At 60.7% G+C, this 12,869-nt stretch carries 14 protein-coding genes and 1 pseudogene; 2 read left to right on the top strand and 13 right to left on the bottom strand.

Annotation, left to right across the window (positions count from 1 at the left end; genetic code table 11):
• Window positions 1-60 precede the first annotated feature (60 nt).
• Together M6689_RS10660 and M6689_RS10655 are read left to right on the top strand one after the other, a co-directional pair.
• Complete coding sequence (locus M6689_RS10660) at window positions 61-357, top strand: PxxKW family cysteine-rich protein (RefSeq protein WP_298271325.1); 297 nt, start codon at window positions 61-63, stop codon at window positions 355-357.
• A 70-nt stretch (window positions 358-427) separates the two neighbouring features.
• Window positions 428-883 (top strand): NUDIX hydrolase, encoded by a 456-nt coding sequence (locus M6689_RS10655; RefSeq protein WP_298271322.1) that lies wholly within the window; start codon window positions 428-430, stop codon window positions 881-883.
• On the opposite strand, the gene M6689_RS10650 is transcribed toward M6689_RS10655, so the two are convergent.
• From M6689_RS10650 to M6689_RS10590, 13 genes and pseudogenes are all read right to left on the bottom strand, one after another.
• On the bottom strand, window positions 869-3,268 hold the full coding sequence (locus tag M6689_RS10650; protein ID WP_298271319.1) for an EAL domain-containing protein: 2,400 nt from the start codon (window positions 3,266-3,268) through the stop codon (window positions 869-871). The two genes, M6689_RS10655 and M6689_RS10650, sit on opposite strands and share 15 nt — an antisense overlap.
• Window positions 3,269-3,286: 18 nt before the next feature.
• Window positions 3,287-4,123 carry a menaquinone biosynthetic enzyme MqnA/MqnD family protein gene (locus M6689_RS10645; protein WP_298271316.1) on the bottom strand — a complete coding sequence of 279 codons (837 nt, stop codon included), beginning with the start codon at window positions 4,121-4,123 and terminating at the stop codon, window positions 3,287-3,289.
• A gap of 131 nt (window positions 4,124-4,254) precedes the next feature.
• Window positions 4,255-4,650, bottom strand: coding sequence for a glycine cleavage system protein GcvH (gcvH, locus tag M6689_RS10640; RefSeq protein ID WP_298271314.1), 396 nt, complete (start codon window positions 4,648-4,650; stop codon window positions 4,255-4,257).
• Window positions 4,651-4,653: 3 nt separating this feature from the next.
• Window positions 4,654-5,994 (bottom strand): acetyl-CoA carboxylase biotin carboxylase subunit, encoded by a 1,341-nt coding sequence (gene accC / locus M6689_RS10635; protein WP_298271311.1) that lies wholly within the window; start codon window positions 5,992-5,994, stop codon window positions 4,654-4,656.
• 171 nt (window positions 5,995-6,165) lie between these two features.
• The gene (accB, locus tag M6689_RS10630; protein WP_298271307.1) at window positions 6,166-6,630 is read right to left on the bottom strand and encodes an acetyl-CoA carboxylase biotin carboxyl carrier protein; all 465 of its coding nucleotides are present in this window, start codon (window positions 6,628-6,630) and stop codon (window positions 6,166-6,168) included.
• Window positions 6,631-6,700: 70 nt separating this feature from the next.
• Window positions 6,701-7,768: a Xaa-Pro peptidase family protein gene (locus M6689_RS10625; RefSeq protein ID WP_298271302.1), complete on the bottom strand. Its 1,068-nt coding sequence runs from the start codon at window positions 7,766-7,768 to the stop codon at window positions 6,701-6,703.
• A 2-nt stretch (window positions 7,769-7,770) separates the two neighbouring features.
• Window positions 7,771-8,223: a type II 3-dehydroquinate dehydratase gene (gene aroQ / locus M6689_RS10620; RefSeq protein WP_298271300.1), complete on the bottom strand. Its 453-nt coding sequence runs from the start codon at window positions 8,221-8,223 to the stop codon at window positions 7,771-7,773.
• Window positions 8,224-8,262: 39 nt separating this feature from the next.
• Window positions 8,263-8,625 (bottom strand): roadblock/LC7 domain-containing protein, encoded by a 363-nt coding sequence (locus M6689_RS10615; protein WP_298271298.1) that lies wholly within the window; start codon window positions 8,623-8,625, stop codon window positions 8,263-8,265.
• A complete protein-coding gene (locus tag M6689_RS10610) occupies window positions 8,604-9,569 on the bottom strand; it encodes a tetratricopeptide repeat protein (protein ID WP_298271297.1) in 966 nt (321 codons plus the stop codon). Before M6689_RS10610 ends, M6689_RS10615 begins: the two co-directional genes overlap by 22 nt.
• Before the next feature lie 2 nt (window positions 9,570-9,571).
• Window positions 9,572-10,654 carry a 3-dehydroquinate synthase gene (aroB, locus tag M6689_RS10605; protein WP_298271295.1) on the bottom strand — a complete coding sequence of 361 codons (1,083 nt, stop codon included), beginning with the start codon at window positions 10,652-10,654 and terminating at the stop codon, window positions 9,572-9,574.
• Window positions 10,655-10,656: 2 nt separating this feature from the next.
• Window positions 10,657-11,166 carry a shikimate kinase gene (locus M6689_RS10600; RefSeq protein WP_298271293.1) on the bottom strand — a complete coding sequence of 170 codons (510 nt, stop codon included), beginning with the start codon at window positions 11,164-11,166 and terminating at the stop codon, window positions 10,657-10,659.
• A gap of 1 nt (window position 11,167) precedes the next feature.
• A complete protein-coding gene (gene aroC / locus M6689_RS10595; protein ID WP_298271291.1) occupies window positions 11,168-12,349 on the bottom strand; it encodes a chorismate synthase in 1,182 nt (393 codons plus the stop codon).
• 77 nt (window positions 12,350-12,426) lie between these two features.
• Window positions 12,427-12,869: pseudogene (locus tag M6689_RS10590) on the bottom strand (type IV pilus secretin PilQ); the annotation flags it as partial.

Raw genomic sequence — 12,869 nt, 5'->3', positions numbered from 1 at the left:
GAATTGCTAGATTTAAAAATACGCGATTTACGGAAAACACAGACGTTAGGAGGTTTCATCATGCAGTGTCAAACCGTTCTTCCTGGTACCGACTGTACCTTCTGGGGAAAACAAGGTTGCATATTCACCGGCGGTTCCTGCCAGGTTGTGATCGAAAACTGCGAGGGGTGCGAGCGTATCGTCGACGGCTCCATCGGCAAGGTCTGCAGCGCCTACCCGGCACCGGACAGGAAGTGGACCGGCGGCATCTGCAACTTCGCCACCCACGTGAAGGTCGAGATCAAGACCGAAGACCTCAAGATCAACCCCCTCAAGGCTTCCAAGAAGGCCTCGGGTGGCGGCGGCAAGAAGAAGTAACCGTCCGCATAGTGCGTCTGGCAAAGGGGAGGACCGGTTCCTCCCCTTTCTTTTTGTGCAGGAGGAGCCCATGCCCTTCGATTACCTTGCCTGCCCCCGCTGCGGGGAGAAAGTGAAAGCTTACCGCAATCCGATCCCCACGGTCGACGTCATCATCGAAACCGATGGGGGGGTCGTGCTCATCGAGCGGAAAAACGAACCGCGCGGATGGGCTCTCCCCGGGGGATTCGTCGATTACGGCGAAACCGTGGAAGCCGCGGCCATCCGCGAGGCCCGGGAGGAAACCTCGCTGGAGGTCTCCAACCTTCGGCTTCTCGGCTGTTATTCCGATCCCTCCCGCGATCCCCGGCAGCACAACATCTCCGTGGTATTCATCGCCACGGCATCCGGTACGCCGACCGCCGCGGACGATGCCGCCAACGCCGTCGTCTTCCCCCGCACCGGCCTTCCCGACCAGCTCTGCTTTGATCATCGCCGCATTCTCGACGACTACCTGAAGGCCGTCTCCCCTTTACCCATCCGCTAGGCCGTTTCCCTCCCGACGGGGTTTCTGGTGCTCGCGGAGGAATCCGGCCACCTCTGAGGCCGGCATGGGTGTGCTGAACAGAAAGCCCTGGACCTCGTCGCACCGGTTCTCCGAGAGGAAGCTGAACTGCCCCTCGGTCTCCACCCCCTCGGCAATGACCTTGAGATTGAGACTGTTCCCCATAGCGATGATCGCCGTGGTGATGGCCGCATCCGCCGAATTCACCTCCACATCCCTCACGAATGACTTGTCGATCTTCAGCGTATTCACCGAGAAGCGTTTCAGGTGGGCAAGGGACGAGTAGCCGGTCCCGAAATCGTCGATCGAAATATGGATCCCGATCTCCTTCAGGGAATTGAGCACGGAGACGGCAAAGTCGGGGTTCTGCATGATGACGCTTTCCGTTATCTCCAGCTCCAGAAGCTCGGCTTCCAGCCCGGTCTCGGCAAGCACCGACGTGATCATATCCAGGAGGTTCTTCTGCTGGAACTGGAATCCGGAGAGGTTGACCGCCACCCGCATCCGCGGCACCCCCTGTTCGAGCCACTCGCGATTCTGCAGGCATGCACTCCGCAGCACCCACTCGCCGATCGGGATGATGAGCCCCGTCTCCTCGGCCAGCGGGATGAACTCTGCCGGCGAAACCAGACCCAGCTGCGGGTGCTTCCAGCGAAGAAGCGCCTCCATGGCGGTAATGGACTTGGTGGCCACATCGACCTTCGGCTGGTAATAGACGCGGAATTCCCCGTGATCCAGCGCCTTGCGAAGACTCGTCTCCAGCAGGAGCCGCTTGTCGGCATTTTCATCCATCTGCGGGGTATAGAACTGGAAGTTGTTCCTCCCCTCCCCCTTGGCATGATACATGGCGATGTCGGCCTTCTTGACGAGGGTATCGATGTTGTCCCCGTCGGAAGGGAAGAGGGTGATGCCGATGCTGGTGGTGATGAAGAGTTCGTAGGTGTCGACCGTAAAAGGAACGGAGAGGGATTTCAGTATCTTGTGAGAGACACGTTTTACGTCCTCGATCGTGTCGATGTTGACGAGCACGATGGTGAATTCATCCCCCCCGATCCGCGCCACGGTATCGACCTCCCGGACGCAGCCGGCGATCCTCTGGGCGACCTTCTGAAGCAGCTTGTCTCCCACGGGGTGACCGAGGGTATCGTTGATGATCTTGAACCGGTCCAGGTCGAGAAAGAGGACCGCAACATGGTGGTGGTACCGGGTGGCGAGGGCCTTGGCCTGCTGGAGCCGGTCGAGGAACAGAATGCGGTTCGGAAGCCCGGTGAGGGTATCGTGATGGGCAAGGCGGTAGAGTTGCTCCTCGGCCTGCTTCCGCTCGGTGATATCGCGACAGATTCCCCAGATGACCGACTGGTCCCCCTCTTCGTTGCCGCAGGTAAGATTCCCCTCGATGACGATCGACCGTCCTCCCCGCGCGACAACTTCGCTCTCGAAGGGGCTGAGCGCATCCCCTGCCGCAGCACGGCGCAGTTCCATGGCGAACTGCTCCTTGCTGTCGGGGTGCACGAGGTCGAAGAACGAAAGGACCTCGATCTCTTCGAGGCCGTAGCCCAGGGTCTTCTGCCAGGCCTCGTTGACGTAAAGGAAGCGCCCTTCGGCGGTAATGCTCATGATCAGGTCGTTGGCCGAGTCGAGAAACGACGCGAGCCGTTCCTCGCTCTCCCTGACGGCATCCGACTCGCGCCGGACCAATGCCATGAAATAGGAGCCGATGACCGCAACCGCGGCATTCAGCAACGCGACCCAGAGCCAGCTCAGAAGGAGATAGAGGGGATCGTGATGGATCTCGGCCGCTACGAATGGCATCGGAACATTCGGGACGAGGGACCAGAATTCCATGATCAGCAGCAGACCGTAGAGAATTCCCCCGATTGCGCCGATCAGCCAGACATCACGCTGCGTATCGATCAGAAACGATGCTTCTATCGTCACGATAAGATAGACCGGCCAGAACCAGCTTGCGGCACCGCCGCTCGAATGGATGAGTACGGTGACGAGCAGCAGGTCGAGGATCACCTGGAGCGGGATAAGGAGGCGGAAATAACGGGAGAGCGTGACGATATTGCGGTGCAGTGCCAGGTTGTAGGTAATGACCGCCACAAGGGAAGCGGCGAGGGTTACCGCTTGGGAATGTGACAAAAATAGTCCAAATCGGCTCAGCGAAAAGAAGCTCGCAGCGACGACACAGTAGATGCCGATGATACAGAGCAGGAGCCAGCGGGTCCTGACCACAAGCCGGATGCGGCCTTTGAGATCTTCGAGTTTTTCGGATTCCCGCGCCTTCATACCCTGTCTGACCAGGGCAATTCGTTGCGTCAGGGCGTCAAACCAGCGTGCCGGCACTTTTGCATTAGAGTTCATGAAAACACTCAGAGCAAATCATGTGCCACCGGTTCCACCGTACACCTCAATTTCCGGAATTGATGGCAAGAGCCCCAGATCGGCGGCGTGGGAGAAGAACAGACGCGCCCCCTCGACATGATGCGGCGTCAGATCATAGGAAATGGTCCGCCAGTAATCCACCAGGCGGGGCTGATCGATCCACGCCCGCTCGGCTGCGCCTTCGGCGATGAGGGGGTACGATTCGTAGGCTAACCGCTTTGCACGGATAAGATCGGCACTGAGCGTGGCGACCTCTGACGGAAATCTGGCGACGGTGTCGCGCCGGACGAGCCACAGGGCGAAGACGAACGGAAGCCCCGTGAAGCGATGCCACAGCTCTCCCAGGTCATAAACCTTGCAGCCTCCATGGGTCAGACTCCCCTTCAGGGCGTTGTCCCCGATCAGCAGCAGTCCCGGAAAACGCTCCAGCGCCGTGGCGATCTCCAGGTGAGTCCGTTCGAACCGGTTGGCAAAGCGATAAAAGGTGGCGAGGATAATCCGCAACAGCGCCACCGAGGTGTCGGACTCCGTAGTCATGCCGATGGTCGCGCCGTCGAGCTCTTCGATGGGGACCGTGGAGAAGAGGAAAACGCTCTTCACGGCGCCGACGGCACTGATGGAGAGGTCGGGAAGGATCAGGTAGCGGTCGGAATGCTTGCCGTATTCGATGGAGGAAGACGGACAGACGTCGATCTCGCCCGTGGCGAGAAGGCGGTTCAGATGGGACGGCACCCCCCGGACGAAACGATAGCCGGAGCAGTCGAAGGAATTCTGGAGTGCCGAGAAAATGGGGGTACAGTTGGCGTATTCGATCTGACCGATGGTAAGTGACATGTGCTCTCCCCCCAGGATATGGAGAAACGTCGGCCCCTGTGATAAGTCCCGTCGCAGGATGCCGACGGAAAAAAACAAAGGCGAGATGCCGATCTCGCCTTTGCTAACCGCGACTTCGTACGGGCCGCCGGCTACTCTTCCTCCTCGGCGACCGACACGTATTCGGCATAATCCTCTGCTGACATGAGAGACTTCAGCTCCTCCGGATCGTTCAGGGAGACTATGGCAATCCACCCGGCGTCGTAGGGGTCGTCATTGATGGTCTCCGGAGAGGACTCAAGCTCGTCATTGACCTCAAGCACCTCTCCGCTGAAAGGCGCGTAGAGTTCGGCAGCCGTTTTGCGCGCCTCCACCGAGCCGAAGGAATCGTCCTGCTCCAGCTCGTCCCCTACAGAAGGGAGCTCCACCGCGCTGATGGTTCCGAGGGTCTCCTGGGCGTAATCGCTGATGCCGATGACGGCCCGGTCTCCCTCGACGCGAACCCAGACATGCTCCTTGCTGTACTTCAACTCCTCGGGGAAATCCATACGTTACTCCAGCACAATCCTCTCCAGGAAACCGGTATCGATGTTTCCTTCCATGAAATCCTTGTTGGCCATGATCCGCTTGTGGAACGGGATCGTCGTCTTGATCCCCTCGATGATGTACTCGTCGAGGGCCCGGGCCATCCGGCGGATCGCATCCTCGCGGGTGTCCGCATGGACGATCAGCTTGGAGACGAGGGAATCGTAGTGCGGAACGACCGAGTACTGGTCGTAGATGAAGGAATCGACCCTTACCCCGAGCCCCCCCGGCGTGTGATAGCCGGTGATCTTCCCCGGCGAGGGGGTAAACTTCACCGGGTCCTCTGCGTTGACCCGGCACTCGATGGAGTGGCCGTGGATCTTGATGTCGCTCTGCTTGTAGCGAAGCTTCAGGCCCGCCGCCGAACGGATCTGCTCGCGGACGATATCGATGCCGGTGACCATCTCGGTGACCGGGTGCTCGACCTGGACCCGGGTGTTCATCTCCATGAAGTAGAAATCGCGGTTCTTGTCGAGGAGGAACTCCACCGTGCCGACGCTGTCGTAGCCCACCGACTTCGCGGCCTTGACCGCGGCGTCCCCCATCGCCTTGCGCAGCTCGGGGGTCATCACGGGGCAGGGCGCCTCCTCGATGATCTTCTGGTGCCGGCGCTGAATGGAGCAGTCGCGCTCGCCGAGATGGATCACGTTGCCGTGTTTGTCGGCCATCACCTGGATCTCGACGTGACGGGGCTGTTCACAGTACTTCTCGATGTAGACCTCGGGGTTGCCGAACCCCGCCTGGGCCTCGGCGCGGGCGGTGGCAAAGGCGTTGGGGAGCGCGGCCGGCGAATGGACGATCTTCATGCCGCGCCCTCCCCCGCCGGCAGTCGCCTTGATGATCACCGGGAAGCCGATCTTCTTGGCGATCTTGATCGCTTCGCTGACGTCGCTGACCCCCTCCTTGGTCCCGGGGAGGATGGGGACCCCTTCCTTGATCACCGCCTGCCGGGCGCTGATCTTGTCTCCCATGACCCGCATGCTCTGGGAGGAAGGACCGATGAACGTGATGCCGCAGTTCTCGCAGATCTCGGCGAATGCGGCATTTTCCGAAAGAAAGCCGTAGCCGGGATGGATCGCCTCGGCATCGGTCAGCTCCGCCGCCGCAATGATGGCGTTGATATTGAGATAGCTTTGCAGGCTGGGCGCCGGACCGATGCAGACGCTTTCGTCCGCCAGCTTCACATGCAGGGACTCCCTGTCGGCGGTGGAGTACACGGCCACCGTCTTGATCCCGAGTTCCTTGCAGGCCCGGATAACCCGCAGGGCAATCTCCCCGCGGTTGGCAATCAATATTTTATGAAACATCGGAATTCTCCGTAAAAGGCTCTTGCAAGACTATTGCGGGTCCAGTCTGCTGTGTTGCCGCTCGCTCGAAAGCTCAACGTACCGACGGGTACGCCTCGCTTCCTCGCTCGCTTGCGCCTTGCATCCCGGCCTCCTCATGACGTTTTGCAAGAGCCTCCGTAAAATTGGTTATTACAGCGGCTCGACGATGAAAAGGGGATCGCCGAACTCCACCGGCTGGGCGTTCTCCTTGCAGATCTGGACGATCTTGCAGCGGAACTCGGCCTCGATCTCGTTCATCAGCTTCATCGCCTCGACGATGCAGAGGACCTGTCCCTTCTCCACCACCTGCCCCACCTCGACGTAGGGAGCCGCATCGGGGGCCGGCGCCCGGTAGAAGGTGCCGACGATCGGGGAGACAATCTCCTTGCCCGCTGCCGCCGGCGCCGCTGCGGGAGCGGCGGCGGCCAGCGGTGCCGCCGCGGCCGGGGGAGCCGGCTGGGCCATGGCAATGACCGGCTGCGGGGCCTGGTACTGCACGATCTGCTGGGAGCCGCGCACGATGCGGATCTTCTCCTCGGCCGCCTCCAGCTCGAATTCCGTGATATCGGTTTCGGTGACCATCTTTATAAGCGATTTGAGATCCTTGATGTCCATTCCGTTTTCTCTCCTTTTTCCGTAATTGTACTGCCCGTCTCGCCCGGTAGCCGGGGAGGCGGAGCAGGCATTACACCGTAATGAGTTCCTTGGGGACCCTTGTCAGGACCCGATAGCCGTCGCCGGTCACGACAACCGTATCCTCGATTCTCACTCCACCCCACCCCGGAATATAGATTCCCGGCTCGATGGTGAAGACCATCCCTTCCTCCGCGACCCCCTCGCCGCGGGGCGACACGACCGGTTTCTCGTGGACGTCAAGTCCCACGCCGTGACCGAGGCCGTGTCCGAAACAGGGACCGTATCCCTTTTCCGCTATGTAATCGCGCGCAAGACGGTCGAGCTCCCGGAATTCGACCCCCGGCCTCACCGCCTCAAGCGCCCGGTCATGGGCATCTTTGACAATTTCGTAAACTTCCCGTTGACGGGGATCGGCCTCCCCGACGGCCACCGTTACGGTTTCGTCGGAATGATATCCGCCATAGACGGCGCCGAAATCTATGGTGACCAGCTCTCCACGCTCGATGACCTTGCCGCTGGCCCTGCCGTGGGGAAGAGCGCCCCGCTCTCCCGATGCGACGATGAAATCGAACGACTTGTCGTCGGCCCCCGCGCGCCGCATGGCGAATTCGAGCTCCAACGCATATTCACGCTCCGTTATCCCCGGCCGAAGCGAGGCAAGGGAGGCCAACAGCGACTCGGAGGCGATCCGTGCGGCATCACCGAGAATCTCCAGCTCCCGGGAATCCTTGACGAGTCTCAGGAGGGAAAGCTCTTCGCCAACCGCCACGAGTTCGACCGCCGGCAGCTTCTCCGCAAGGGCATTCAGCGTCGCAACCGTTGTATGCTCGGCCTCGAAACCGAGCCGACGAAAGCCCTGTTCGGAAACCAGGGAGGCGATACCGTCAAGCTTGGTCCGGTACTCGACCGTCTCAATCCCGACCACCTCCAGGGATGCCTGGGTGGTGTAGCGCGAGTCGGTCAGAAACCAGGCGGCATCCCTGCCGAGGAGGATTGCCCCATCACTGCCGGTAAAGCCCGAGAGATAGCGCACGTTGCTCATGCTAAAAAACACGATGGCATCAACCTCGTGTTTTTCCGCGAATCCTCGGGCCTTGACGAACCTGTCTTTTAGCATGATCACGCCTTTGTGACAATCTCTTTTTCAATGTGACTAAAAAGGGCGCGCAGTCCCAGCAGGTAACTCACCATGCCGAATCCGGCAATCTGACCGACCGCCACCGGTGCGCTGAGGCTCACGTGACGGAACGGTTCGCGGCGATGGATATTGGAGAGATGCACCTCCACCGCCGGGAGGGCGGCGGCCGCAAGGGCATCACGGATTGCAACGCTCGTATGGGTGTAAGCGGCGGGGTTGATCAGGATGCCGTCACAGCTGTCGGCCGCCTCCTGAATCGCATCTATCAGTGCCCCTTCGGAATTCGACTGAAAGAACGCCAGTTCGCACTCCAACTCCTGCGCCAGACGCGAAAGGGCCTCGTTGATGCCATCGAGGGTTACCGTGCCGTAAATGCCCGGCTCCCGTCGGCCAAGCATATTCAGGTTAGGGCCATGCACAACCAGTATTTTCATGGGATGGATCCTCGACAATCGAAATAGAGGAGAGACTGCTCAGGAAAGGCTGTCATGCAAAAGCGGCGCTGCGCGACGCAGAAGATAGCGGCCTTTGCCGCAATTGCCATCGTGGTGGAGGGTCAGGAGCAGGAACAGGTCGTCGTTGATGGTCCGGACGATTATCCGCGTCTGGCCGGTGTTGACCGTCACCTCTTCCATGTCACCGGTGCCGAGCACGTCGACCGTCCGTTTTACTTCTCTTATGACAGTCGCGTACTCAACGGCCATCAGGTGCAGGTCCATGCCGGCATCATCCACCAGGAACTGATCGATGGCGATGCCGTCATACCCCATGATGACCGCCCCAAGCCCCCCGTCGACACTTTCGACGAGCTCCTTCAGCGTTTCCCTGAACGGCATGCGCGAACCCTCCCGACGTTCTCAAGCCACCCCTCCAGCGTGGTCACCACATCTCTTTCGGCAACCTCCGGCAATGGTTCGGCCACAGACCCGGCATCTGCACCAAACGAAAAATCGGACAGCGACGTTTCGGAGAGCGCGTTTTCCCTTGCCCGGGCCTCGTCTTCGTCAATCCGGAGTTTAAGCTCCACGAGCCTGTTTCTCAGCTCAATATTGTCAGGATCGACATCAGAGAGATCCCGATAGATCTTCAGCGCCTTTTTCAGGAACCCCTGGGAGACGTATAATTCGGCGATTGTCGCCGACGCCAGGGGAACGCCACCCTCTTCCGGCGCAGCCGCTTTCTCGCCCGCGGCCGGCGCATCCTCCGCTGTCTCCGTGACCGGCAGCTCCCCGTCAAAGAGCTCGTCCGTCAGCTCCTCGACGATCTCGGCCTCTTCGAGGAGAGACTCGTCCACGACCTCTTCCCCCGTCCCCTCACCGTCGCCGGGGAAAAGTTCGTCATCGGGCTGATATTCCTGATTTGCCGCGAGGGTCAAGGCTTCGAGGGCGACCTTGCTCTCCAGGTCTTCAGGGTTCAGAACGAGGATCGCCTCTAGACTTGCGTGGGCCTTATCGGTCTCGCCGGCATCCAGGTAGAGCTGGCTCAGAAGCTTCTGGGCCATCAGATTGTCGGGGGTCACGCGAACAACCTTCTCGAATGCCTGGCGGCTTTCGGCCTTCTCACCCTTTTCGAAGCAGGCCCTTCCGAGGGCCATATACCCCCCCACATACTCGGGGTGGAGTTCGATCCCCTTGCGGGCGGTGCCGATGGCATCGTCGAGGAGTCCCACCCTGCGATAGAGCTCCGAAAGGGGGGCGAAACAATACGATCCCGCATCCCTGCCGAGGATATCTTCATACCGCTTGATGTCGCTCCAGAACGATTCTGTCTCGTTACCCACGGTCACCTCCCGATGCTGCATATTTCCAGTACCTCGGAAAGGTCGGAAAGCCTTACGATCGCATGATCGCCGACTCCCCGGTTGAGCACGAAATCAAGTCCCCCGTCACGCGATTTCTTGTCCCGCAGCAACGCCTCGCGGTACTCGGCGGCGGAGAATTCCGGAAGTTCCGTCGGCAGCCCCAGAGCCCGGATGAGCGAAACGATGCGCCGGGTGTCCGCCGTCGTCGCCAACCCGCGCGCCTCGGCCACCCTTGCCGCCTGAACCATGCCGATGGCCACGGCCTCCCCGTGGAGAAAACGGGTGTAGCCGGTCAGCGTCTCGACGGCGTGCCCAAGGGTATGGCCGTAGTTGAGAACGGCGCGCAGCCCCGCTTCGCACTCATCCTTCTCCACCACCATGGCCTTGAGCGCCACCGACCTTCCGATGACCCTGACAAGGGGGTCCCGCTCGCGCGCCAGGAGGCGGGTCGCATTGCTCTCGAGAAAGGAAAAGAACTCGGGGTCGAGAACCGCCCCGTACTTCACGACCTCCGCCATCCCCCCGAGGTACTCCCGCTCCGGGAGGGTGGCGAGGGTTTCCACGTCGATGACCACCCCCCGCGGCTGGTAAAAGGCGCCGATCAGATTCTTTCCGCGAGGGTGATTGATCCCGGTTTTCCCGCCGACACTGCTGTCGACCTGGGCCAGGAGCGTGGTCGGCACCTGGACGAACGGAACGCCGCGCAAAAAGGTGGCAGCGGCAAAACCGGCCATATCACCCACCACCCCCCCGCCCAACGCCACAATGAACGCGTCGCGGGTAAGTCCTGCAGCAATGAGCTCATCGTAAATGCCGTTCAGGGTCGCGCTGTTCTTGTACTCCTCGCCGTCGGGGACCTCGATGCGGTAGTGGGTAAAGCCGGCAGCGGCCAGGGCTGTGGCAATGCGGTCATAGTAGAGCGGCCCGACCGTCGTGTTGGTGACGACGGCAGCATGGCGGCCAAGCCCCAGATCACGGCAGATCCTCCCCACGCCATCGAGGATTCCTCCTGCGACGTGGATGTCATAGCTCCTTTTCCCAAGACTGACCCGTAGCGTCTCCACCCTTACCCCTTTGTTTCCAGAAAACGAGCAATTTCGGCCACCACATCTTCCACGCTTTTGCCGGTGGTGTCAATCCTCAAGTCCGCGTCGGCGTACATCGGCTCCCGCTCCGCCAGCATAGCGGCGATCCGCTCGGGCGACCGCCCCTCCCTGAGCAGCGGCCTCTCGGTATCGCTCGCAAGGCGGGCGGCGATCTCCTCGATGCTCGCCGTTAGGTTGACGACGACGCCGGCGGCGTGGAGGAGTTCCCGGTTGACCGGCGAGATCACCGCTCCCCCCCCGGTGGAAACGACGAGTCCGTCGCAGGCGGAAATGCTCCGGATCGCCTCGGTCTCCAGCTGCCGGAAATGCGGTTCGCCGTTTCGGGCGAAGATGTCGTTGATCGAGGCTCCCGCCCGCGAAACGATGAGCGCATCGAGATCGACATAGCGGCTGCCGAGCCGCCTTGCAAGACATTGCCCGACCGTGCTCTTGCCGCTCCCCATGAATCCGGTGAGAATGACGTTCCTCATGCTAGAACGCGCGAAGATACTCAAGGTAGGATTCGTAGTTGCGGCGCACTTCCGCCATGGAATCGCCGCCGAATTTTTCCAGCACCGCGTTGGCGATCTCCACGGCGACCACCGACTCGGCCACCACGGCCGCCGCCGGCACCGCGCAGCAATCCGAACGCTCGACGGTTGCCTCGAACGGCTCCTTGGTCAGCAGATCCACGGACTGAAGCGGCTTGTAGAGGGTCGGGATCGGCTTCATGGCGGCACGGACGACGATCTCTTCCCCGTTGGAAATTCCCCCTTCGATCCCGCCGGCGTTGTTGGTCTTGCGGAAGAACCCCGACGACTCGCCGCGGGCTATCCTGGCCGAGTCGTAATAGATTTCGTCATGGACCTGGGAGCCCGGCCGTCTGGCCGCCTCGAAGCCCATACCGATCTCCACCCCCTTGATTGCCTGGATGCTCATGACCGCCATGGCGAGACGGGCGTCGAGCTTTCGGTCCCACTGCACGTGGCTGCCGAGGCCGACCGGCACCCCCGACACGACGACTTCCACCACCCCGCCGACCGTGTCACCCGCATCCTTTGCTCCGTCGATATAGCGCTTCATCAACTCCTCGGCCTCGGGGTCGAAGGTGAAAAGCTCCGATCCCGCCGCCCGCTCTCTCATCCTCTCCAGCGAAAGCCCCTGGCGGTCGGCCTTGATCCCCCCGACCTCCGACACGAAGCCGGTTACTTCGATGCCGACGGAGGCGAGGAAGGCCTTCGCCACCGCCCCGACTGCCACCCTTGCCGCCGTTTCCCTGGCGCTGGAGCGCTCGAGGATGTTCCGCACATCCCGCTGGTTGTATTTCATGGCACCGGGAAGATCGGCGTGACCCGGCCGCGACCGGGTTACCCGGATCGTTTCGTCGCGATGCCTCTCATGGGGAGACATCTTCTCTTCCCAGTTCAGCCAGTCCCGGTTTCGCACGACGAGTGTCACGGGCGAACCGATCGTCTCCCCCCAGCGGACACCGGAGAGGATCTGCACCTCGTCCCGCTCGATCTTCATCCTCCCGCCGCGGCCGTACCCCTCCTGCCGGCGCGACAGGTCCTTATTGATCATGTCTTCGGAAAGCTTCAGCCCTGCCGGCACTCCCTCGACAATGGCCGTAAGCTGCGGGCCGTGGGATTCGCCCGCGGTAAGATATCTCAGCATATTGTCCTCTTACGTAAAGAAATGCCAGGGCAGCGCCCTGGCATTTCAAAGATGAAGTTTTCCCCCAACTTCAACTGTCAGGAGACAACCTTTGGTGTTATGAAAATGAGCAGTTCCGTCTTGTTTTTCGCCTTCGTGCTTGATTTGAACAGATATCCGAGAAGCGGAATATCCTTAAGGAAGGGCACCCCTTGATCAGCCTCCGTATCACTGTCAACGTAGATTCCGCCGATCACGGTAGTCTCCCCATTCTTTATAAGCAGTTCCGTGGTCGCCTCCTTCTTGTTGATCGGCGGAGGGGATCCCACAGGTGCAGATCCGGCGGAGTTGTTTGAAGCCTTGATTTTCATGGAGACACTGCCATCCGCAGAAATATGCGGAGTCACTTCCAGCGTCAGTGCCGCCTCGACAAACTCGGTCTTGGTCCCTTCGGCAGAAGTAGTCTGGTATGGAATCGATTGCCCTTGAGTAATCTTGGCCGCTTTGTTATTGAGGGTCACGACCTTGGGAGTGGATATGA

The organism is Geobacter sp. (assembly GCF_027327745.1).
In the GTDB taxonomy this organism is placed as follows: domain Bacteria; phylum Desulfobacterota; class Desulfuromonadia; order Geobacterales; family Geobacteraceae; genus Geobacter.
The sequence above is the reverse complement of the archived record's forward strand: the minus strand, read 5'-3'. Positions and strand labels throughout refer to the sequence as shown.

Excerpts from the sequence above, each read along its gene's own strand:
- M6689_RS10660 (WP_298271325.1), top strand. The coding sequence starts at position 61 with ATGCAGTGTCAAACCGTTCTTCCTGGTACCGACTGTACCTTCTGGGGA.
- M6689_RS10655 (WP_298271322.1), top strand. The coding sequence starts at position 428 with ATGCCCTTCGATTACCTTGCCTGCCCCCGCTGCGGGGAGAAAGTGAAA.
- M6689_RS10650 (WP_298271319.1), bottom strand. The coding sequence starts at position 3,268 with ATGAACTCTAATGCAAAAGTGCCGGCACGCTGGTTTGACGCCCTGACG.
- M6689_RS10645 (WP_298271316.1), bottom strand. The coding sequence starts at position 4,123 with ATGTCACTTACCATCGGTCAGATCGAATACGCCAACTGTACCCCCATT.
- gcvH (WP_298271314.1), bottom strand. The coding sequence starts at position 4,650 with ATGGATTTCCCCGAGGAGTTGAAGTACAGCAAGGAGCATGTCTGGGTT.
- accC (WP_298271311.1), bottom strand. The coding sequence starts at position 5,994 with ATGTTTCATAAAATATTGATTGCCAACCGCGGGGAGATTGCCCTGCGG.
- accB (WP_298271307.1), bottom strand. The coding sequence starts at position 6,630 with ATGGACATCAAGGATCTCAAATCGCTTATAAAGATGGTCACCGAAACC.
- M6689_RS10625 (WP_298271302.1), bottom strand. The coding sequence starts at position 7,768 with ATGCTAAAAGACAGGTTCGTCAAGGCCCGAGGATTCGCGGAAAAACAC.
- aroQ (WP_298271300.1), bottom strand. The coding sequence starts at position 8,223 with ATGAAAATACTGGTTGTGCATGGCCCTAACCTGAATATGCTTGGCCGA.
- M6689_RS10615 (WP_298271298.1), bottom strand. The coding sequence starts at position 8,625 with ATGCCGTTCAGGGAAACGCTGAAGGAGCTCGTCGAAAGTGTCGACGGG.
- M6689_RS10600 (WP_298271293.1), bottom strand. The coding sequence starts at position 11,166 with ATGAGGAACGTCATTCTCACCGGATTCATGGGGAGCGGCAAGAGCACG.
- aroC (WP_298271291.1), bottom strand. The coding sequence starts at position 12,349 with ATGCTGAGATATCTTACCGCGGGCGAATCCCACGGCCCGCAGCTTACG.